This is a genomic window from Maribacter sp. PR66 (genome assembly GCF_028464205.1).
Lineage (GTDB): Bacteria > Bacteroidota > Bacteroidia > Flavobacteriales > Flavobacteriaceae > Maribacter > Maribacter flavus.
This window is the reverse complement of sequence record NZ_JAQPCH010000008.1, coordinates 91,519-112,158: the sequence shown is the minus strand read 5'-3', so window position 1 is coordinate 112,158 and position 20,640 is coordinate 91,519. Positions and strand designations below refer to the sequence as shown.

Annotated in this window: 22 protein-coding genes; 4 read left to right on the top strand and 18 right to left on the bottom strand. The window is 41.5% G+C overall.

Annotation, left to right across the window (positions count from 1 at the left end; genetic code table 11):
- Positions 1 to 142 precede the first annotated feature (142 nt).
- Positions 143 to 772: a response regulator gene (locus PP181_RS14095; protein WP_138259329.1), complete on the top strand. Its 630-nt coding sequence runs from the start codon at positions 143 to 145 to the stop codon at positions 770 to 772.
- A gap of 61 nt (positions 773 to 833) precedes the next feature.
- Here the strand turns inward: PP181_RS14095 and dnaG are convergent, their stop codons facing one another.
- On the bottom strand, positions 834 to 2,813 hold the full coding sequence (gene dnaG / locus PP181_RS14090; protein ID WP_272637573.1) for a DNA primase: 1,980 nt from the start codon (positions 2,811 to 2,813) through the stop codon (positions 834 to 836).
- Positions 2,814 to 2,987: 174 nt separating this feature from the next.
- Here dnaG and PP181_RS14085 point away from each other — a divergent pair, with 174 nt between their 5' ends.
- The gene (locus tag PP181_RS14085; RefSeq protein ID WP_272637572.1) at positions 2,988 to 3,593 is read left to right on the top strand and encodes an SIMPL domain-containing protein; all 606 of its coding nucleotides are present in this window, start codon (positions 2,988 to 2,990) and stop codon (positions 3,591 to 3,593) included.
- A gap of 11 nt (positions 3,594 to 3,604) precedes the next feature.
- The gene (locus PP181_RS14080; protein ID WP_272637571.1) at positions 3,605 to 3,844 is read left to right on the top strand and encodes a zinc-ribbon domain-containing protein; all 240 of its coding nucleotides are present in this window, start codon (positions 3,605 to 3,607) and stop codon (positions 3,842 to 3,844) included.
- A gap of 52 nt (positions 3,845 to 3,896) precedes the next feature.
- On the opposite strand, the gene PP181_RS14075 is transcribed toward PP181_RS14080, so the two are convergent.
- The 10 genes from PP181_RS14075 to rsgA all read right to left on the bottom strand — a co-directional run bounded on the left by PP181_RS14075 (position 3,897) and on the right by rsgA (position 13,196).
- The gene (locus PP181_RS14075) at positions 3,897 to 4,976 is read right to left on the bottom strand and encodes a coiled-coil domain-containing protein (RefSeq protein WP_272637570.1); all 1,080 of its coding nucleotides are present in this window, start codon (positions 4,974 to 4,976) and stop codon (positions 3,897 to 3,899) included.
- 124 nt (positions 4,977 to 5,100) lie between these two features.
- Positions 5,101 to 5,856 (bottom strand): hypothetical protein, encoded by a 756-nt coding sequence (locus PP181_RS14070; RefSeq protein WP_272637569.1) that lies wholly within the window; start codon positions 5,854 to 5,856, stop codon positions 5,101 to 5,103.
- Positions 5,843 to 6,406 (bottom strand): RNA polymerase sigma factor, encoded by a 564-nt coding sequence (locus PP181_RS14065; protein WP_272637568.1) that lies wholly within the window; start codon positions 6,404 to 6,406, stop codon positions 5,843 to 5,845. The genes PP181_RS14070 and PP181_RS14065 overlap by 14 nt, the downstream gene beginning before the upstream one ends.
- 338 nt (positions 6,407 to 6,744) lie before the next feature.
- Positions 6,745 to 7,722 (bottom strand): polyprenyl synthetase family protein, encoded by a 978-nt coding sequence (locus tag PP181_RS14060; protein ID WP_272637567.1) that lies wholly within the window; start codon positions 7,720 to 7,722, stop codon positions 6,745 to 6,747.
- A 116-nt stretch (positions 7,723 to 7,838) separates the two neighbouring features.
- Entirely contained in the window at positions 7,839 to 8,885 is a 1,047-nt protein-coding gene (gene rlmN, locus PP181_RS14055) for a 23S rRNA (adenine(2503)-C(2))-methyltransferase RlmN (protein ID WP_272637566.1), read from the bottom strand.
- Between the two features lie 93 nt (positions 8,886 to 8,978).
- Positions 8,979 to 10,031, bottom strand: a complete 1,053-nt coding sequence (gene queA / locus PP181_RS14050) for a tRNA preQ1(34) S-adenosylmethionine ribosyltransferase-isomerase QueA (RefSeq protein WP_138259320.1) — start codon at positions 10,029 to 10,031, stop codon at positions 8,979 to 8,981.
- Positions 10,032 to 10,201: 170 nt separating this feature from the next.
- A complete protein-coding gene (locus PP181_RS14045) occupies positions 10,202 to 11,431 on the bottom strand; it encodes a 3-phosphoshikimate 1-carboxyvinyltransferase (RefSeq protein WP_272637565.1) in 1,230 nt (409 codons plus the stop codon).
- 36 nt (positions 11,432 to 11,467) lie between these two features.
- The gene (locus PP181_RS14040) at positions 11,468 to 11,794 is read right to left on the bottom strand and encodes a nucleotide pyrophosphohydrolase (RefSeq protein WP_154920596.1); all 327 of its coding nucleotides are present in this window, start codon (positions 11,792 to 11,794) and stop codon (positions 11,468 to 11,470) included.
- On the bottom strand, positions 11,794 to 12,246 hold the full coding sequence (gene dtd / locus PP181_RS14035; protein WP_272637564.1) for a D-aminoacyl-tRNA deacylase: 453 nt from the start codon (positions 12,244 to 12,246) through the stop codon (positions 11,794 to 11,796). Before dtd ends, PP181_RS14040 begins: the two co-directional genes overlap by 1 nt.
- Positions 12,243 to 13,196 (bottom strand): ribosome small subunit-dependent GTPase A, encoded by a 954-nt coding sequence (gene rsgA, locus PP181_RS14030; RefSeq protein WP_272637563.1) that lies wholly within the window; start codon positions 13,194 to 13,196, stop codon positions 12,243 to 12,245. The genes dtd and rsgA overlap by 4 nt, the downstream gene beginning before the upstream one ends.
- A gap of 163 nt (positions 13,197 to 13,359) precedes the next feature.
- Here rsgA and PP181_RS14025 point away from each other — a divergent pair, with 163 nt between their 5' ends.
- A complete protein-coding gene (locus tag PP181_RS14025; protein ID WP_272637562.1) occupies positions 13,360 to 13,800 on the top strand; it encodes a hypothetical protein in 441 nt (146 codons plus the stop codon).
- 118 nt (positions 13,801 to 13,918) lie between these two features.
- Here the strand turns inward: PP181_RS14025 and PP181_RS14020 are convergent, their stop codons facing one another.
- The 7 genes from PP181_RS14020 to PP181_RS13990 form a co-directional block, all read right to left on the bottom strand.
- Complete coding sequence (locus tag PP181_RS14020; RefSeq protein WP_138259314.1) at positions 13,919 to 15,001, bottom strand: bifunctional 3-deoxy-7-phosphoheptulonate synthase/chorismate mutase type II; 1,083 nt, start codon at positions 14,999 to 15,001, stop codon at positions 13,919 to 13,921.
- On the bottom strand, positions 15,001 to 15,861 hold the full coding sequence (locus PP181_RS14015) for a prephenate dehydrogenase (protein ID WP_272637561.1): 861 nt from the start codon (positions 15,859 to 15,861) through the stop codon (positions 15,001 to 15,003). The genes PP181_RS14020 and PP181_RS14015 overlap by 1 nt, the downstream gene beginning before the upstream one ends.
- A 75-nt stretch (positions 15,862 to 15,936) precedes the next feature.
- Entirely contained in the window at positions 15,937 to 17,085 is a 1,149-nt protein-coding gene (locus PP181_RS14010; protein WP_272637560.1) for a pyridoxal phosphate-dependent aminotransferase, read from the bottom strand.
- The gene (locus PP181_RS14005; protein WP_154920583.1) at positions 17,082 to 17,909 is read right to left on the bottom strand and encodes a prephenate dehydratase; all 828 of its coding nucleotides are present in this window, start codon (positions 17,907 to 17,909) and stop codon (positions 17,082 to 17,084) included. Before PP181_RS14005 ends, PP181_RS14010 begins: the two co-directional genes overlap by 4 nt.
- A gap of 239 nt (positions 17,910 to 18,148) precedes the next feature.
- The gene (locus PP181_RS14000) at positions 18,149 to 18,613 is read right to left on the bottom strand and encodes a hypothetical protein (protein WP_154920581.1); all 465 of its coding nucleotides are present in this window, start codon (positions 18,611 to 18,613) and stop codon (positions 18,149 to 18,151) included.
- A gap of 114 nt (positions 18,614 to 18,727) precedes the next feature.
- The gene (locus PP181_RS13995) at positions 18,728 to 19,447 is read right to left on the bottom strand and encodes a head GIN domain-containing protein (RefSeq protein ID WP_272637559.1); all 720 of its coding nucleotides are present in this window, start codon (positions 19,445 to 19,447) and stop codon (positions 18,728 to 18,730) included.
- An 84-nt stretch (positions 19,448 to 19,531) separates the two neighbouring features.
- Entirely contained in the window at positions 19,532 to 20,629 is a 1,098-nt protein-coding gene (locus PP181_RS13990; protein ID WP_272637558.1) for an acyloxyacyl hydrolase, read from the bottom strand.
- Positions 20,630 to 20,640 lie beyond the last annotated feature (11 nt).

The window sequence follows — 20,640 nt, the reverse complement described above, 5'->3', positions numbered from 1 at the left end:
TCGAATAATAATTCGATTTTGATCGCGTTTTAGAAAAATAGTACATCTTTGCTTTCTAAATTTGATATTTTAGTCCTACATTGCATGTACTCTTTTTCCTTAAAAAGCTAAACCGACTAAACTATCTTGAAAAAACAACATAATGATAAAAGTTTTAATTGCGGACAACCATCCTATCATCCGAATGGGAGTAAGGGCGGTTCTGGATTCCGCTAATGGTTTTGAAATGGTGGACGATGTTTCCACCACTGAAGAGCTTTTCCAAAAACTACAGATTGTAACCCCCGATGTTGTAATGCTTGAAATGGACATTCCGGAGATGAACGGAATTGCCGCTTTAAGAAAAATTAAAAAAGATTATCCCAACGTAAAAGTACTTATGTACAGTGGACAATCTGAGGATGTCTACGCACTTAGTGCCATTAGGGCAGGAGCTTTTGGATATCTATCCAAGGCCTCTGATGTGGATTATATCATCTCGGCGGTGAAAAAAGTTAGTGAAGGTAGTATGTTCATAACCAATGAGTTGGCCCAAAGATTGGCCTTTGATGAAGGAACCAAAAAACCTAGAAGGTTCTTCCGTAAACTATCCACAAGGGAAATTGAGGTGCTTAAATTGTTGGCCAGTGGAAAAAGAAACAAAGAGGTTGCCCAAGGTTTAAATCTAAACGAAAAAACCGTAAGTACCTACAAAGCTCGTTTAATGAAAAAATTGAACGTAGACAATATGGTAGATTTGCTTCAGCAAGCCAAAGCCTTGGAACTCTATTAAAAAATAGTTTGACATTATAAAGAAGACCCGCCATTAATGTGGGTCTTTTTCGTTGAGTACCTTACGATAGTACCCTATTGAGCTTTTGGTTCAACAGCTTATTTAACTGTAGGTAGTTCATTATTTCCTCCAAAATTTCCTTATTGTCCTGCTCCGGGGTTTCGGTTTCATTTTGCAGGGCCTGCATCCTTTTTTTTATCAAGAAACAACGTAGGGTAAGGATGGTCTCACTGACCAATTGGGCGATACCACTCCCCTTTTCCTTTGGGTAGATATCCTTACGTTCCCAATTATGTAGGGCATATTTTTCCTCTTCCATGAGAATGGACGATACTTCATTGGCCATTTCCTGTTCCAAGGCGGCGATAAAATCACTGACCTTAAAATCCTCATTTTCATTCAGTGCGGCAATCAACTTGTAATATACGTCCCTAAATGTTGGGTTTGCCAACTCTATCTCATCTTCCTGTAAATCCAAGTACACTTTTTCGTAGACTTTGATCTCAAGCGATTCCGGTTCCAAAACCAAGTCTCCGCTTTCGTTTTCCTTTAAAACCAGGTCTTCAAACTCCTCTTTCCTATTCCCATATAACAAAAGGCTTTCAATAATCTTGCGTTCCAGTTCATATTGCACATCCAATTTTCCACCAACCGGCTCACTCCGCACCACATCAAAGGCCTTCTGCTTCTGTTTTTCCTGCTTTAGGGCATCGGCTTGGTCCTTTTTTCCAATTTGCGCCAAGGTACTGAAGAGCACACTTTCTGAAATGTTCATGATCTGTGCACATTCCTGCACATAGATTTCCTTTTTGATCCGGTCCGGAATCTTCGAAATACTGTTTACGATATCGCGTACGGTATCGGCCCTTTTTATGGGGTCATCCGATGCTTCCTTAACTAGCAATGAGGCCTTGAACCTTATAAAATCCTTGGAATTGTCCTTTAAAAACTGTTCTACCTCGTCCAATTCATTGTTCTTGGCAAAACTATCCGGATCCTCACCTTCTGGAAACGTACAGATACGCACGTTCATTCCCTGTTCCAAGATCAAATCCACACCCCTCAACGAAGCCCGTAAACCGGCGGCATCCCCATCAAAAAGTACGGTAACGTTTTTCGTCAACCGGTTTATCAATCGGATTTGCTCCGGGGTCAAAGCCGTACCACTGGAAGAAACCACGTTGTGGATTCCACGTTGATAAAACTGGATAACATCGGTATAACCCTCCACCAAAAAACAATTGTCCTCCTTGGCAATGGCCTGTTTGGCATGGTAAATACCATAGAGCACCTTGCTTTTGTGATAGATATCGCTCTCCGGCGAATTCAGATATTTCGCCGCTTTTTTGTCATTGGTCAGGATACGTCCGCCAAAACCCAAGACCCGGCCACTAAGGGAATGAATGGGAAACATGACCCTTCCTTTGAACCGATCGAACTTTTTTGGGTTGTTCGGGTAATTGGTATCCTCTTTGACTATTGTAAGTCCTGTTTTTTCCAGGTATTCCAATTTATAGCCTTGGTCGAGTGCCGCTGTGGTAAAACCGTCCCATTGGTCCAGACAGTATCCCAGACCGAATATTTTAATGGTCTCCTCCGTAAAGCCACGCTCCTTGAAATAGCTAAGTCCTATGGCTTTTCCAAATTCCGACTCCCAAAGTATGTTCTGGAAGTAGGTACTTGCATATTCTGAAACCAAATACATACTCTCACGTTCATTGGCCTGCTCCTTCTCCTCGTTGGACTGTTCTGTCTCCTCAACCTCTATATTGTATTTTTTTGCCAGATATTTTATAGCTTCCGGATAGGTAAAATGTTCGTGTTCCATTAAAAAGGCCACCACGTTACCTCCCTTTCCGCTACTGAAATCCTTCCATATCTGTTTGACCGGGGAAACCATGAAACTCGGGGTACGTTCATCGGTAAATGGGCTGAGTCCCTTAAAATTGGAACCGGATTTTTTCAATTGCACAAAATCTCCGATCACTTCCTCCAAACGGGCCGTCTCATAAACTTGATCAATCGTGGTTTTGGAAATCATCTAGAATCAGTGTTTTTGCTCCTTGAGTTTAAAAGGGAATATCAAATGTATCAAAATGAAGTGAATATTCTTTCCTTCGAGGGTAATGGGAACCACTACAATTTTAAAAATTACGCCTATTCCAAAAAATGGAAACTAGTAGTACCTTAGTACTATCTCTGAAAACAGAAAAACATGAAAAAATCATTTTTGCTTCTTATGTCCTTTTGCTTTTTTAATACAATTCTAGCACAGGAAACCCCAAACTCCATTAACGTCAATGGAGCCTACGAATACGAAATTGAACCTACCTATACCAGTAGCATGATCGTAAGCCTCAATAACGTCTACTACGACACACAAACGGTTAGCCTTGAAGAGTTAATAAAAACTTATAAGGACAAACTGGGGCAGGCAGGTTTGGACTTGTCAAAACTGAAAAATGACCCTTTGTCCTACGCATTGATGGGATATGAAAAAGATGGAGTAATCTTGACCTTCACTACGGATTCTTTGGAAGAGATGCAGAATTTTCTTCAAGTTAAGGCCTTGGGCGTATCCCGTTCCGAAACGTCCATGAAAGCGACTTTGACCGATAGCCAAATGGCCGACTATGCACAGAGAGCCTATGAGAACGCAAAACAGAAAGCAGAGGCCATCGCCAAAAAGATAGGACGATCCATAGGAAAGGCTGTCTATATAAGCGACGGAAACAATCAGGAAATAAACGAATCGCTTTATTACGGCAACACGCTGAAGAAACGCACGTACTTTCTTCATGCCTCTTTTGAACTGCTTTAGATACCTTTGACATGATTCTTTTCTTTGGTACACGGCCCGGAAAAACAGAAATCAAAAACCTGGATAACCTAACCTGCCCTTATTGCAATCAAATAGGTACCTTAACATCTTATATTTCAGGAAATTACTTTCATGTTTTTTGGATAAAACTTTTCAAGATTTCGGCATCGAAAATGGTGGAATGTAGCCATTGCAAACGAGTGTACTACCCAGATGAATTTTCAGAGGAAATGAAAAGGCTCACAAATTAAAAAAGGGCATACCGTACAGGTATGCCCTCACCAATTCAAATAATCATATAATTTAGAGATCGAAACGCAGACCCAAGGACACGTTTCTTTGTTCAATGGCCGCATTCTTGAAAATTGGATTAAGGTCATATTTGAGATATAGCAACACACCGTCAAAGCCCGCGTAGGCACTTATACCATAAATAAGGTTGTTGGTATTGTAATCCCTTTTCAATTTATCTTTCACACTGCTGCCATCTTGGTCGTATTTCAGTTTTTGCCTTGTACCGATGTTAAAACCTCCATAACCCCCTATTCCCAAACGAAACTGATTGCGAAGGGAATATCTTATGGTTTTCTCCGTTTGTTTTAATTTTGAGGGACCGAATTCAAAATGAACGGGAAATACAAGGTTGTCCATCCTAAATTTGGATTTGTCAAGATCAAACTGAAACGGTTGAAGCTCGGCAACACCTTGGTCGTTTAGAACAAGATACTGATTGTCCTTCATCTTAAGACCGTTGAACTGGAATGAAAACCCATAGTTCAACCTTAGAAAATTGGTATTTTCAAACACCCTGGTCCGCCACTGCCAACCCATTTCAAAAAACCGACTCCCTCCTAACTGATATGGAGAATCGTTCAGGGATTGACCGTCGATAATGGCATTGTTAAAGCCTGTTGCAAGAACAAAATCAGAATACGTACGTCTATCATATCTCAAATCCCGTTTCCAATAATTGGTGTTAAAAACGTAGCTTTCCGCGGGCTTTCCCCCAATATCGATACCTATTCGTATTTGACCCTCGGGTACGGAATCTACTTGGATGTCGTTGAACAAAATCCCTTCATTACGTTGCAGTAAGGAAATCTGATTATCGATAATCGCTAGCCTGTTTTCTATATTCAAAGCACGCTTTTCTGCCGCTTCCTCTTTTAGTTTTTGGGCATCTTCCTCAGAAATTATTCCATCCTCAAGTCGCTTGTTTATTTCCGAAACCTCTACTTTCAAGGCCTCCTTTTCCTGTTCGGTTACTTTTTCTTTTTGACTCTTCAGGGCTTTTACCTTTTTTTCATAATCTTCCTGTGCGGAGATTGATTGAACCACGAACAAGGTGATACATAGCAAGACAAATGTTGTAATTGTTTTCATTTCTTTTTTCGATTTTGATTTTGATTGACCCGTTGCTTCGACTTCGCTCAGGGCAAGTGAATAAACTCCAGTCCCTGTAGTAAAATACAGAGCTCAATAAATAAATAATAAATGATTAAATGATTTAGTCGTTCCTGTCGGCTACGGCCGTTCTAACCTTCAGAAAACCGGCCTTTAAGGTTTCAAATAGTTGGTCTCGGAAGGATTGATCAAGTTCTTCCTCCACCTCGGTCAACAAGGCCATAGCATTGACCGTAGTATTATTTTCAAGTAATTTTTGACTCAGGATTTCCTTTTGTGCGTTTATTAAAAGGGAATCCACTTCCGCATCCGTTATATTTCCATGAAGTTCCATGACATTTACCTGGGCGATGACCTCAGCGATTTTTGCATCTAGAATTTCCACGGGGACCGTAGGAATAATTTCATCCTCCAAAGGTGCCTTGGGCTTATTGGAAACTAGCATGTCCATTTCTTGAGCCGACCCCTGCTGGCCCTGTGACGTTGGCCCTAGGTCTCCATCCTGATTCCCTTTTGTTTCCTCATTTTTAGTTACTACAAAGGCTTCGGGCCGTGTAATTTCAAAAACAGTGGAGTCCTTGAATTCCAAGTTTTGTTCAATGATTTTGGGCTGTTCTACATCGACCACGATATTCGGGGATATCCCTTCAATTTCTTCAGATTGGGTAAAGAAAAAAAGCGAGGCTCCCAAAAGTAGGATAAAACTTGCCGCTATTCCCATCCAGAAATAACCGTTTTTTCGTTGCTCCGTTGAGGTTTCCAATTGACCTGAAATCCTTTCCCAAGCCCCATCCGAAGGAGCGATTCTCCTTTCTTCCAACTTGCTTTTAATATACTTTTCAAACTTATCTGGTTCCATACCCAATAATATTTTGTTCCTGTAATTGCTCTTGGAGCATTTTCCGGGCCTTAAAAAGTTGGGATTTGGAGGTGCTTTCCGTAATATCCAACATTTTGGCAATCTCTTGATGTTTGTATCCTTCTATGGTATACAGTACAAAGACCATTTTATAGCCTTGTGGAAGGGCGTCTATAAGTCTTTGGATGTGTTCCGTATCCAAATCGGAAACGAGTTCGGACGAATTGGATTGATTCTCCACATACACTTCATCGTCATAAACTACGAATTGCTGTTTTCTAAGGAAGGAAATACTCTCCCGAATCATAATCCTCCGCACCCAACCTTCAAAGCTTCCCTCAAATTTAAAGGTGTCCAAATGTTTGAACATCTTTACAAAACCTTGAATCATCACATCCTCAGCAAAATGTATATCCTTTATATATTGTCTACAGACACTAAGCATCTTTGGGGCATGATGGGTATACAAAACCTTTTGGGCTTCCCTATTCCCATTAATGGCCTTTTGTATCAGTTGCCGTTCGTTTCTATAAAAGGGTATAATTTTCAAATCCTTTATGGTCTTCTATTTACATAGACGCTTACCAAGTCTATTTGGTTGCCCAGAAATCAAAAAAAAATTAAATAAATCGATAACTATCGTTTTAAATAAACCTTGATGGGCTATCACACCTTTGTTGTCTAGACCTGACAGGTTTTCATTCTCAATAGAGCATGCCAACCATTATAATTCTTATTAAGTAGTACTAAAATTAAAATAGGGTCTCAACTACCTGTCCAAAAGAAAATTTGATTCATGTAGAGGTACGGTACTGTAATGGTTCATTAATTAGTACGGGAGTCCTGTTGTTAGTGGATATCCGGATTACAAAGTAGCCAAAATAGAAATTACTTTTTACGCTCTACCACATAATTTACCATGAGTTCCAAGGAATCCCGGTAATCTGATTTTGGATATTGATGCAGCAAGCAAAGGGCCTCGTCCTTAAATTGGAGCATTTTGGCAACGGCATATTCCAAGCCGCCTACTTGTTTGACGAAGGTGATGACCTCCTTTACCCGTTTTTTGTTCTTGTTGTGGTTCTTGACCGAATTTATCAACCAGCCCTTTTCCTTTTTTGAACAGTTGTTCAAAGCATAGATCAACGGAAGGGTCATTTTTTGCTCCTTGATATCGATTCCGGTCGGTTTCCCTATTTTCTCCTCCCCATAGTCAAAAAGGTCATCTTTTATCTGAAAAGCCATACCACATAATTCTCCGAATTTCCTGAAAGTTTCCACATCGGGACTATTGGGTTTTACTGAACAAGCGCCAAGGCTGCAACAGGCTGCGATCAAAGTTGCGGTTTTTTGCCGTATGATATCGTAATATACATCTTCGGTAATATCCAATCTTCTGGCCTTTTCTATTTGTAGCAGTTCTCCTTCGCTCATTTCCCTTACGGCAACGGAAATAATTCTGAGTAGATCAAAATCACCGTTATCAATGGAAAGCAACAGTCCTTTGGACAAGAGGTAATCTCCCACCAAAACGGCAATTTTGTTTTTCCAAAGAGCATTGATAGAGAAAAAACCGCGACGCTTGTCGCTTTCGTCCACTACGTCATCGTGGACCAAAGTAGCCGTGTGTATCAATTCGATAACGGAAGCCCCTCTATACGTCCGCTCGTTTACCTCCCCGTGGTTCAATAATTTGGCCGTGAGAAAAACGAACATGGGTCGCATCTGTTTGCCCTTCCTGTTGACGATGTAATACGTAATTCTATTGAGGAGGGCAACCTTAGAGGTCATGGAATCCCGGAATTTGGTTTCAAAGAGATCCATTTCCCGGGTGATCGGTTCCTTTATTTGAGATACAATTTTCAAGCAGTCTGGCTTAGAATGTCAAAATTAGGGAAAAGAGGGGATTAAGCAGTAATTAGGGAATAGGAATTAGGGGTTAGCTGTTTGCAAAAAGACTTTTCATTTCTCACTTTTAACTTTTAACTTCCCGACTTATTGGCCAACTGTCCGCAGGCCGCATCAATATCCTTACCCCGGGACCTTCTAACCGTCACCGTGATTCCGTTTTTCTCCAAAGTTTCTACGTACATCTCAATGGTTTTATTGGAGGCCTGTTGAAAATCACCGTCATCAATGGGGTTATACTCGATCAGGTTGACTTTGGACGGGGCAAATCGGCAAAATTCGACCAGGGCATCCACATCCTTTCGCTGATCATTAATGCCTTCCCAGACCACATATTCATAAGTAATCCTGCTTTTGGTCTTTTGGTACCAATATACCAGTGCCTCCCTTAGGTCGGCCAATGTAAACGTCGCATTAAAGGGCATTATAGACGTTCTGGTTTCGTCAACGGCGGAATGCAGAGAAACAGCCAATTTAAACTTCACGGCATCATCGGCCATTTTTTTGATGAGCTTTGGAACGCCTGAAGTAGAAACGGTAATCCGCTTTGGGGACATGCCCAATCCTTCTGGAGACGTTATTTTTTCAATGGCCTTCAATACATTGTTGTAGTTCATCAACGGCTCTCCCATTCCCATGAATACGATGTTGCTCAAGGGCCTGTCAAAATACAATCGGCTTTCATTATCTATGGCCACTACCTGATCGTAGATTTCATCTGGATTCAGGTTTCGCATCCGTTTTAAACGGGCCGTAGCGCAAAATTTGCAGTCCAGACTGCAACCTACCTGACTTGATACACAGGCCGTAGTCCGTGTTTTGGTAGGAATCAAAACCGACTCCACCACCAAATCGTCATGCAACCGAACCGCGTTTTTTATAGTTCCGTCGGAACTGCGTTGCATTTGATCTACCTGAATATGGTTGATTACAAAATTCTCCTCCAACATATCCCTGGTCGCCTTGGACAAGTTGGTCATTACATCAAAAGAATGCGCGGATTTTTGCCATAGCCATTCATACACTTGATTGCCCCGGAACGCTTTGTCTCCGTGGGATACAAAAAAATCCCGAAGCTGTTCCCTGGTCAATGCCCTAATGTCCCTTTTCTTGCTTTCCATATGAAAGTTGTAATGCCTATCGACAAAAATCCCGCTTTTCAACGGACTGATAAAGCGGGATTTACATCGTCGGTCTAAACTATTTAAGGCTAATTACCGTAAAATGAGCATGGCATCGCCATAGGAATAAAACCTATAGCTTTCCATAATCGCCTCTTTATAAGCCTTTTTCATTAAATCATGGCCCATAAAAGCCGATATCATCATCAGCAACGTAGATTTTGGCAAATGAAAATTGGTGATCATCGAATTGGCAATGCTGAACTCATACGGAGGAAAAATGAATTTATTGGTCCACCCTTCAAACGTATTCAAGGTGCGATTGGAAGAAACTGCACTTTCCAATCCTCGCATGGCAGTGGTTCCCACGGCACAGATTCGTTTTTTCTTGGCAATGGCATTATTGACTACTTCAGTGGCCTTTTCATCAATGATCAACTCCTCGCTATCCATTTTATGTTTGGATAGATCTTCTACCTCAACCGGGTTAAATGTTCCAAGTCCAACATGTAAGGTTAGTTCGGCAAAATTTATGCCCTTGATTTCCAACCTTTTCAACAAGTGTTTTGAAAAATGAAGTCCCGCCGTTGGGGCAGCTACCGCACCTTCATGCTTGGCATATATGGTCTGGTACCTTTCCTCGTCCTCAGGCTCCACGTTCCTTTTTATGTATTTGGGTAACGGGGTTTCGCCCAGTTCCCTAAGTTTTCTTCTAAAATCCAAATAAGCACCATCGTAAAGGAACCTCAACGTCCTACCACGGGATGTAGTGTTGTCGATAACCTCGGCGACCAAGGTTTCATCATCTCCAAAATACAGTTTGTTTCCAATTCTGATCTTTCTGGCAGGATCTACCAAAACGTCCCAAAGGCGCTGCTCCTCGTTGAGCTCGCGCAAAAGAAATACCTCGATACGGGCCCCTGTTTTTTCTTTGTTACCGTACAATCTAGCCGGAAAAACTTTCGTGTTGTTGAGTACCATCACATCGCCCTCATCAAAATAATCGATCATATCCTTGAACATTTTATGCTCAATTTTACCAGTTTTGGTATCTATGACCATTAATTTGGATTCATCCCTATTCTCGGACGGATGTTCTGCCAATAGCTCCTTGGGAAGCTCAAAATTAAAATTGGATAGTTTCATTCGTTTAATATTAGGTCAATAGCTTGATATTTAAACATTTCCTTTTGTAGAGGTATTTAACGTATCATAACAAATCCCTGGATGAGGGTTTCATTTAGCTATTTATTGTATTGCATTTTGCGGCTGCAAATATACGACCCATAACAGGGGGTTGTCAAGTAAAAGATAAATTATAATTCCCGCACCTTAAAATGCAGTTTTTGAAGATCGTTCCAAAAATCGGGATAGGACTTTGTAACCACCATGGCATCGTTGATGACCAATGAAGTTCTCAAGGCCAAGGGAGCAAAGGCCATGGCCATTCTATGGTCATTGTAGGTATCTATGGCAACTTCGCTGTTCATTAGGGTTGAAGTCCCTAGGGTAAGCGTTTTGTCCGTTACGGAAATATCCGCTCCCAGTTTTGTAAGCTCGGTGTTTAGGGCTTCCAATCTATCGGTTTCCTTGATTTTTAGGGTATGAAGTCCCGTCAGGTGGCAACCGATTCCCTTTCCAAAACACGTAACCGCGATGGTCTGGGCGATATCCGGGGCATTTGCCAAATCACATTCAATAAAGGAGGTAGGATTATTGGAAACTTTTTTTAATGTAATCCTGTTTTCTCCGAAGGAGGTCTCCACACCAAAATCGGTATAAATCTCCTGAAGCACGCTATCGCCTTGGAGACTATTTTTTTTGTAGGCCGATAATGTAATTTCCGTCCCCACCTCCGATAATGCCACGATGCCGTAAAAATATGACGCTGAACTCCAGTCAGATTCCACTACCAAGGTAACAGGGTTGACCGATGCTTTGGGTTTAACCGAAATCGTATTCCCTTGAAAACTAGTTTCTATTTCAATTTCATTCAGTAAACCCAAGGTCATATTTATATAGGGTACAGAGGTTATTTTCCCAACAAGTTCCAGCTCAAGACCATTTTCCAAACTGGGTGCTATCAACAATAGTGAAGAAATATATTGGCTACTAATATTGGCCGGCAGACTTACCCGGTTTTTGGATAGCTTTTTCCCTTTGATGCGAAGAGGCGGATACCCTACTTCCTTCTCATACGAAATGTTGGCCCCGAGTTCGTTCAAGGCATCGACCAAAATTTTAATAGGTCGTTCCGTCATTCTTTTAGAGCCGGTCAGCACAACATCGCTCCCTTCAAGTGCCGCAAAATAACCTGTCAGAAAACGCATAGCGGTACCCGCATGGTGAATGTCCACAGTACCTTCCCGCTTAGTTAGCCCTGCTTCCATGACTTGGGCATCATCTGAATTTGAAAGGTTCTCTATTTTGATACCGGGATATAGTGCCGATAGTAAAAGTGAACGGTTAGATTCACTCTTTGAACCCGTTATTTTAATCGTATCCTTAAGTAATTTATTCTCAGGACCGGAAAGGTGAAGTTTCAAGATAAATGAAATTAAAAACTAAGGCCAAAGATACTATTATTTCAGCTTTTTGTTGTTGTGATGACGATCATGATCGCGCCTAGTTTTCAAATCTAACTTTTTATCAAAAGCAAGTTGCAAATCTACACCGGTCTGGTTGGCCAAACATAGTACTACAAAGAGGACATCCGCCAGTTCCTCACCCAAATCCTTGGATTTATCAGACTCCTTTTCGCTTTGCTCACCGTACCTACGGGCAATAATACGGGCTACTTCACCCACCTCTTCGGTCAATTGCGCCATATTGGTGAGTTCATTGAAGTAACGGACACCATGTTGCCGTATCCATTCGTCGACCGCCTTCTGTGCATTTTCTATGTTCATTATTCCTTGTTTTTTGTATCGATGATTATTGTCACGGGTCCATCATTTAAAAGGTCTACCTTCATATCCGCACCAAAAATGCCCGTTCCTACTTTTTTACCAAATTCCAACTCCATTTTGTGAACGAATCTTTCATAAAGAGGGATGGCGTTTTCAGGTTTTGCTGCCTTAATGTAAGAAGGTCGATTGCCTTTTTTGGTCGATGCGTGCAAGGTAAACTGACTTACCACAATAATTTCGCCTCCAATATCCAATATGGATTTGTTCATCACTCCAGAACCATCATTAAAAATCCGAAGATTTAGAACCTTTTTAACTAGCCAATCGATATCCTCATCGCTATCCTCGGCAACAATACCTAGTAATAAAAGAAGGCCTTGCCCAATTGATGAAATAACTTTTCCATCAACGGTTACACGTGCCTTGCCTACTCTCTGTATGACCGTTCTCATTTTCTTTCCCCGTACATATCCATCCTATAAGTATCCTCCTCGCCATTGATCATTTGCAAATAGCTTTTATAGCGGCTCCAGGAAACCTTCCCCGCTTCCAATGCCCTCTTTACCGCACAATGGGGCTCATCCACATGAATACAATTGTTGAACTTGCAGTCCTGCTTCAACTCAAATAGTTCCGGAAAGTAGTCCCCTATTTCTTCCTTTTCCATATCCACGATACCAAATCCTTTGATACCAGGCGTATCTATGATCTGGGCCCCAAAACTTAAATCGAACATTTCGGCAAAAGTGGTTGTATGCTGTCCCTGTAAATGCTGTTGGGAAATCTCCGCGGTTTTTATTTCCAAATTGGGTTCTATGGCATTGATCAAGGTAGATTTTCCAACACCGGAATGTCCGGAAAACATGGAGGTTTTTCCTTTCATCATTTCCTTGATTTTGTCCACATTCTTTCCGGTCTTCGCCGAGATTCCTATACAGGTGTACCCAATTTCCCGATACAGGGACGCCAAAAACTTTATCTCATCGGTTTCTTCTTGGGAATAGGTATCGATTTTGTTAAAGACCAATACAACTGGAACATCATACGCTTCAGCGGTTACCAAAAACCGGTCAATGAATATCGTGTAGGTAATCGGGTTGTTCAATGTAATCAACAAAAAGACCTGGTCAAGGTTGGCGGCGATGATATGGGTCTGTTTGGAGAGATTTACGGATTTACGGATGATATAGTTTTTTCGGTCTTCAATACTATGGATGACACCTACCTTTTCATCACCCTTGTCATCCAATTCAAAATGGACATGGTCACCAACTGCAATGGGATTGGTACTTTTTATACCCTTAATCCTAAATTTACCCTTTATTCGGCATTCATAGAAAGAACCGTCCGCACCTTTTACGGTATACCAACTTCCTGTTGATTTATAGACTTTACCTTCCATTTTGTTCATGTTTCCAGCTACAAAGAAACGACAATACTTTTAGAATCCATTCGCATACACCTTTTAACCCATCCTAGTGATTAATTAGGCCACCTAAAAGTAGTTTACAGTAAATTTGGCGTATATGAAAACTAATTATTCATCCATTTAAAAAACCAAAATCATGAAAAAATCATTAATTACCCTATTATTTACAGTTTTAGCGGCAACCGCTGCCCAAGCCCAAGAATTTAAAATCATAACGACCGTTGAGTCCATAGTACCCAGTGGGTTGGGAAGGTCTAGGATCATTGACGGGAACGCGGACAGAGATTATAAGGAATTTGCATCCATACAAACGGAAGAGGACAATTCAAGGAACAAAGCGGACCGCTCCGATATTCGGGTAAAGGATTTTGAGGAAACCAAACTGCTGAATTTTTACAATATCGCCGGAATCAGGTTCCAGAACATTGCCGCAAACGATGCGCTCATTTCTTCCAAACTAACCGCCATGGCCGCCGAGGGTTGGGAACTGGTTTTTGTAACCAGTGGTGTAGAGGCCGATGCCGGTGATAAGGACGGACAGGGTATTTTTATAACCCGGTATGTATTTAAAAAGTAAACTAGCCCATAAGGTCTGCGAAGAAAACAAATCATTAATTTCAAGGAATTGCTCTGGGTATTACACCCTTTGGTGGTGCCAATAAAAAAGCCCCGATGAAACGGGGCTTTTTTTAGTTCTATCCATTTACAATCTTTTCCTGATGGTTGATGGACTCTTGGTGAATGGCCTTGAACATTCTCAAGATAAATTCTTCGCTCAATCCTTTACTTTCCCCTTCCAAAATCATAGCGCCCAAGATTTGGTTCCATCGGTTGGATTGTAGCACGGCAACGTTACGCTCCTTTTTCAATGCCCCGATACTATCGGAAATCTTCATGCGCTTTCCTAGGATATCTATCAATTGATTATCTATTACGTCAATTTGGGCGCGTAGATTACTTAATTTAGAATTATACTCCGCCTCAACATCGGTCTCCTTTCTAATCTTCAGATCTTTCATAATCTGGATTAGCCTTTTTGGTGTTACCTGCTGGGCGGCATCGCTCCAAGCGTTATCGGGATCGTGGTGCGTTTCGATCATCAAACCATCAAAATTAAGATCTAGGGCGGTTTGGGAAACATCAAAGATCATATCCCTTTTTCCTGTAATATGCGAAGGATCGTTGATCAATGGTAAATCTGGAAACTTGTCCTGAAACTCGACCGCCATTTGCCACTCCGGGATATTTCTATATTTGCTTTTCTCGTAGGTGGAAAAGCCACGGTGAATGGCGCCCAATTTTTTGACTCCAGCGGTATACAATCTTTCTATACCTCCCAACCATAGGGCCAAATCCGGATTTACAGGATTTTTTACCAAAACGATTTTGTCGGTTCCCTCCAAGGCATCGGCCAATTCTTGCATGATAAATGGACTTACAGTGGAACGGGCCCCGATCCACAACAAATCCACATCATACTCCAGCGCCAATTCCACATGCGCCCTATTGGCAACTTCGGTGGCCGTTTTTAACCCGGTTTCCTCACGTACTTTCTGTAACCATTTTAGTCCCAGTGCACCTACTCCCTCAAAGTTCCCAGGACGTGTTCTTGGTTTCCAGATACCTGCACGGTAATAATTTACATCGGTATCCTTTAATTCATGTGCGATTTTTAAAACCTGCTCTTCTGTTTCAGCACTACACGGTCCTGCAATTACCAGCGGATGGCTCAAGTTCATATCATCCAACCAGGATCTCATTTCTTTCTTGTTCTCCATTACTTCTTATTTATCGGTATTCCTTTTAAAATTGATTTTATTTTGTTCGTATTGTTCATTTCATTGTAAATACCCTCAAAATCATCCTCTTTCAACAATTCCCTAAATTCCATCAGGTTTTGAATGTATTCGTTTAAGGTCTCTATGACGTTTTCCTTGTTCTGCTCAAAAATGGGCGTCCACATGGCAGGTGAACTTTTTGCCAAACGCACGGTGCTTTCAAATCCACTGCCTGCCATGTCAAAAATATCGCGTTCATTTTTCTCTTTTTCAATTACCGTCTTTCCTAACATAAAAGAGCTTATGTGTGACAAATGGGAGACATAGGCGATATGCTTGTCGTGGGCCTTTGGGTTCATATACCGAATCCTCATTCCCAACAGCTGAAAAATCTCCAAGGCCCTTTCCTGCAATTTAAAGGCGGTCTTTTCCACTTCACAGATAATATTGGTTTTGCCCTCGTACAAGCCCAGTATGGCTGCGGATGGCCCTGAAAACTCCGTACCCGCTATGGGATGACAGGCCAAAAAATTTCGTCTTTTGGGATGGTTGGCTAAGGCCTTGCAAATGAGTTCCTTGGTGGAACCGGCATCGCATACCACACAATCATCATCAACAACATCCAAGATTCTTGGCAATTCCTTCACCATTTCGTTCACAGGAATGCTTACCAGAACGAAATCCGCTTCGGGCAAATCCCCATAGTTGGCCTTATGCTCTATTAGCCCCAGAGACAGGGCCTCCTCCAAATGGTCCGGATTCGCATCTATACCAAATACGATAGCATCGGGCATTATTGCCTTAATATCCTTTACAAAGGAACCTCCTATTAGACCTATTCCAATTACAAAAACGTTCATAGGTCTCCCTTTGCCCCTCCCAAGGAGGGGAATTTTGATGTTATTATCATGTTTTCTAACCTGTGCATCTACTATCTATTCAAATCTTGAAATAGCCTCCTGAATCTTCTCTTTTGATACGCAAAGGGAAAATCGGATATACCCCTCCCCGTTACTTCCAAAAATGGTTCCCGGTGTGATGAAGATATCCCTATCATATAAAATATTGTCTATAAATGCTTCTGCCGAGGTAATACTCATGGGCAATTTGGCCCAAACGAACATACCCACGGCATCTTCATCATAAATACAGCCCAATTTTTTCGCCAATTGGAAAATAAGTTGCCTGCGCTCCCTGTAAAGCTCGTTGAGGTCACTATACCACGCATCCGTGCTTTCCAAAGCGGTTATGGCTCCTTTTTGAATACCATAAAACATTCCGGAATCCATGTTGCTCTTCACCTTTAGCACGGCCTCCAAAAATTCTGCATTTCCCAAAACGAAACCAACGCGCCATCCGGCCATATTGAATGTCTTGCTCAACGAATTCAGTTCCAAGCAGACCTCTTTGGCTCCATCGATCGAGAGCATACTTTGCGGATTATCGTTCAGTACAAAACTGTAGGGGTTATCGTTCACTAAAAGAATATCGTTTCTTTTGGCAAAGGCAATCAATTTTGAAAATTGTTCCCTAGTCGCGGTTGCCCCGGTGGGCATGTGCGGATAGCTTACCCACATCAGTTTCACTTTTGAAAGGTCTTGGGCCTCCAAAATGTCCAAATCAGGGAACCAACCATTACCTTCCGTGAGATCGTAATAAACCGGCACCGCCTCCACCAAGTTCGTAACGGATGTATAGGTAGGATACCCCGGATTGGGCACCAACACTTCATCGCCCTTGTTCAAAAAGGCCATGCTAATATGCATGATTCCTTCCTTGGAACCCATTAAAGGTAGTATTTCGTTTCCAGCATCGACCGTTACCCCGAATTTCCTTTTGTAGAACGCGGCAATGGCATTTCTAAATTCGGGCAAGCCCTGGTAGCTTTGATATTGATGTGCACCATCGTCCAGAATGGCCTTTTGAACGGTTTGTATAACTGCTTCGGAAGGGGCCAGATCCGGACTTCCAATACCCATGTTTATAATGGGCCTACCTTTGGCCATAAGCCCTCTTACCTCCCTCAATTTCTTGGAGAAATAATATTCCTGAACCGATTCCAATCGTTTGGCAGTTCGTATCATAACATGGCGTTTTTATATTCTCCCAATATCTTTACTTCCTCCAACATGATATTCAAGAGTGATTTTGCTTTATCAAAATCCTCGTATTTGTTAAATGTCACATCCACAAAAAAAGAATATTTCCAAGGTGTTTCAATCACGGGGAGGGACTGAATTTTGGTCAGGTTTAAATTACAGTCGCTCATCACGTTCAGCACTGTGGCCAAACTACCGCGTTTGTGGTCCGTTAAAAACCGTAATGACGCCTTGTTTATCTCTTCCTTGGATAGTTCCTTGTTTTTTGTTTTGACAATGATAAAACGGGTAGAATTATTTTTGATGGTCTGTATATCGTCTGCTACGATGTCCAAATCGTATAATTCTGCCGCGACCTTGGGAGCGATGGCCGCAATATGCCTTAATTTTTTATCGTGTATGCGCTTTGCCGTTTCTGCCGTATCCACATCCTCCACCAGTTTAATATTGGGATAATCCTTAAAGAACTCCTTGCACTGCAATAATGCCATGGGGTGGGAACTTACCTCCCTAATATCCTTGAATTTCTGACCTTTCAACACCATGAGATTATGATGGATATTCAGATAATATTCCCCTATGATATGAAGGTTGTTCTTATGCACCAAGGCATAGTTTGGAATGATGGACCCGGCGATGGAGTTTTCAATGGCCATGATACCTTTGTCCGCATTCTTTCTAAGTAATTCATCCACTACGGCATCAAACGAAAGACATTCTACCAAATCCACTTGCTCATCAAAATAATCCTTGGCTACTTGATGGTGGTTAGACCCTTTAATTCCTTGTATGGCTACTCTTATTGGCACGACTTTTTTCTAAAAAAAAAGTCCCGTTTTTCACGGGACCTTTCGTATTATTTTGTTTGCAACATACTACAACAGTCCCGTACCTCTCTTAAAAAAGAAGTAAAAATAAAAACCATTCCAGAAATATTGCTTTGTCATAATCTTTAAAACCGGGGCTAAAGTAATAATTATATTCAAATCTCCAAGTGAAGTCCCCAGACTTTTTTAAAAAATTAGATAAAACATTGAAAAAGTGATTCCTAAAACTTCAACGCCAACCCAACGCCCCTATCCGAGGGCACCAACCTATAAGTCGTTTTTCCCAGACTGTCGTTGAATTCCAATATGGCATCTTTCTTATTCTTATTGGCAAGGCAATAGAAGATGGATCCCACGACCGCCGTACCTGCAAAGCCAATTATTGGCGCTGTGGTATCATTGTCATTGTTCTCATTGACCAAGTACCAAATCCCAAAACCTAGGTTGGCGGTCGCTGCCGCGAAGGTAACGCCGTATTGCTTTTTGGCCTTGGACCAATATACTTCCGAAGCGGGATTTGAATCCATGGCCATACCAAATTCCTTCCAGGTCATTTTATCCTTGTCCTGATAAAACTGATCTCCCCACATTCCTTGAAAAACGGTTATTTCTTGGGCAACGGAATTTTGCAGTGCGAACATGAACGTCACTAAAGTTACAAACTGAAATATTTTTGATGAATTCATAGTATTTTTTTGTTTAAAGATAAATAAGAAATATTGAACAAGAATAAGTCGTGTATCCTTTAACATGTTTTTAATATGCAGATAGCGTACATCGGTTGGAAACGGGTTCCAAAACTAGTCCCTAAAGACCAACCTTCCGTTGAAGATTACGGATACGTCCACGGTGTTCGGTCGGTTATAGGAAATAACATCCCCGTACCCCCTTATGACCCCGGAAATGGATTCCTGCGGATTGACCAAGATATCATTGCTTCCCCTATGATTTATGGAAACGTTTTGGGAGACCAATGCTTGCGCTTTCACCCTGGAATCCCCTGCAGCTATGTTCACATTCAAATTTTGGGTGTTTCCCCTTAATTTAAAATAGGCTATCCCGTTTACGACAATGCTGAGGTCTCCCGTATTTAGGTCTAGGTCGAATTCGCCGTCTGTGGTTTCCGCTTCAGGAACCAAAAAACTTTCAGAAAGCAACGTAAGGCTTGGATAGGAGAGCACACCATCGCTCGTTATGGCCAATCCCGTGCTACTTCTGATCTCACTGATATTGGGCGAAGTTACATATACGGTGGTCAGCCCGTACTCCCTAAAAAAATTACACCCATTTTCATTTCTAAGTATGAGTCGGTCACCCTCAACCGCAACAGATAATTCTTCCCACAAATTCTCCCCTGTCGCTACCTCCACCTTCTGGGAATCTCCTTGTTTCAAAACCAAGGCAATTTTTTCAAAAACGGTTATCTTATCGAATTCAGGCACTTCAACTTCCTCGCGTATGATTTCACCTGAAGTTTGTAAGCAATCGGGTGCATTTTCGTTACTACAAGACGTAGGCACTAAACAAATAATGAAAATCACAAAGCAATGATGCAACCATCGCTTACATTTATTTTTTTGATGATTTTTGTTCCTAAACATTTTCTATAATCGTATTCCCATTCCAAATTCGACGGCTTCGGCAGCGGCACCATGCGATTTCAATGTAATGGCACCAAACCATTGCTTTCCAAAATAGCGTTTTAAACCAACTCTATTATACACACGTCCCTCAAAATCAAAGGGATAATACACATAATAGCCCAGCTGCGTGATAACAGACACTTTATTGATGAACAGTTCATGACCCAAGAAAACACCAATTCGTTTGTAATCATCATCGGGCTGGACATCCATTTCTGGAAATGACGTGGCCTGAAACCGAATCAGTTCCTTCAAAAAATTCGAAAAAAACACATCGGCCCCTACCTGAATGGCACTTTTCCTTCCCAATCTTTTATCGGCATATCCAGAAAAAATAAAAAACCCATATTGTCCGGAACCTATTACATCGCTTTCGTTGAGTCCCCCGCGCAATATCAGATTATAACGGACCGGTTCAGTCACTTTTTCACGGTTGGTAGTCCTTATATAGGCCAATTCCTCACCACCGTCCAAATCATAGGTAAGTCCCAAATTGAGTGCGAAGGTATTGGTGGATGTATTGGGAGCCCTAAAATTACCATTGGAATAATGAATTATGGAGATTCCCCCCTTCATCCCCAGCCCAGATATTAGGTTCTCCTTATGATAATTGAGCATTAAGTAGGTGGAACTCATAAAGTCCGAGCCATAGGCATTGTTCCTAAAATTTTCTTCTCGATCATACGGATTAGTCGTATAAGCTATCCCCTGCCCGATCCTAAACTGGATGTTTCTCTTGAAGAAATAAAAATTGTAATGGGCATATAGGCCAAAATTCATACCTAAAGTAGTACTATTCATGTCCTGATAAATGAAGGAAGCCCCATAATCCGGGTAATTATAGAGTTGTTCCCATTCTTGGGAACCATATGTTTTTCGGTTATATCCTAATATAATTCCCCCTGGATGATTCGTGATTAAATGGGAAATATCGGTGTTATGAAGTATAACCGAGCCATAGAACTGACTTAGGTCCAAGGTATGCTTTTTGACCTCCGCATCTTGGGAAAAACATAAAGTTCCCAAAAGGGATAAAAACAAAAAACATTTCCAATTCATGAATGGCAAAG

Excerpts from the sequence above, each read along its gene's own strand:
- PP181_RS14095 (WP_138259329.1), top strand. The coding sequence starts at position 143 with ATGATAAAAGTTTTAATTGCGGACAACCATCCTATCATCCGAATGGGA.
- dnaG (WP_272637573.1), bottom strand. The coding sequence starts at position 2,813 with ATGATTTCCAAAACCACGATTGATCAAGTTTATGAGACGGCCCGTTTG.
- PP181_RS14085 (WP_272637572.1), top strand. The coding sequence starts at position 2,988 with ATGAAAAAATCATTTTTGCTTCTTATGTCCTTTTGCTTTTTTAATACA.
- PP181_RS14080 (WP_272637571.1), top strand. The coding sequence starts at position 3,605 with ATGATTCTTTTCTTTGGTACACGGCCCGGAAAAACAGAAATCAAAAAC.
- PP181_RS14075 (WP_272637570.1), bottom strand. The coding sequence starts at position 4,976 with ATGAAAACAATTACAACATTTGTCTTGCTATGTATCACCTTGTTCGTG.
- PP181_RS14070 (WP_272637569.1), bottom strand. The coding sequence starts at position 5,856 with ATGGAACCAGATAAGTTTGAAAAGTATATTAAAAGCAAGTTGGAAGAA.
- rlmN (WP_272637566.1), bottom strand. The coding sequence starts at position 8,885 with ATGGAAAGCAAGAAAAGGGACATTAGGGCATTGACCAGGGAACAGCTT.
- queA (WP_138259320.1), bottom strand. The coding sequence starts at position 10,031 with ATGAAACTATCCAATTTTAATTTTGAGCTTCCCAAGGAGCTATTGGCA.
- PP181_RS14040 (WP_154920596.1), bottom strand. The coding sequence starts at position 11,794 with ATGAACATAGAAAATGCACAGAAGGCGGTCGACGAATGGATACGGCAA.
- dtd (WP_272637564.1), bottom strand. The coding sequence starts at position 12,246 with ATGAGAACGGTCATACAGAGAGTAGGCAAGGCACGTGTAACCGTTGAT.
- rsgA (WP_272637563.1), bottom strand. The coding sequence starts at position 13,196 with ATGGAAGGTAAAGTCTATAAATCAACAGGAAGTTGGTATACCGTAAAA.
- PP181_RS14025 (WP_272637562.1), top strand. The coding sequence starts at position 13,360 with ATGAAAAAATCATTAATTACCCTATTATTTACAGTTTTAGCGGCAACC.
- PP181_RS14020 (WP_138259314.1), bottom strand. The coding sequence starts at position 15,001 with ATGGAGAACAAGAAAGAAATGAGATCCTGGTTGGATGATATGAACTTG.
- PP181_RS14015 (WP_272637561.1), bottom strand. The coding sequence starts at position 15,861 with ATGAACGTTTTTGTAATTGGAATAGGTCTAATAGGAGGTTCCTTTGTA.
- PP181_RS14010 (WP_272637560.1), bottom strand. The coding sequence starts at position 17,085 with ATGATACGAACTGCCAAACGATTGGAATCGGTTCAGGAATATTATTTC.
- PP181_RS14000 (WP_154920581.1), bottom strand. The coding sequence starts at position 18,613 with ATGAATTCATCAAAAATATTTCAGTTTGTAACTTTAGTGACGTTCATG.
- PP181_RS13990 (WP_272637558.1), bottom strand. The coding sequence starts at position 20,629 with ATGAATTGGAAATGTTTTTTGTTTTTATCCCTTTTGGGAACTTTATGT.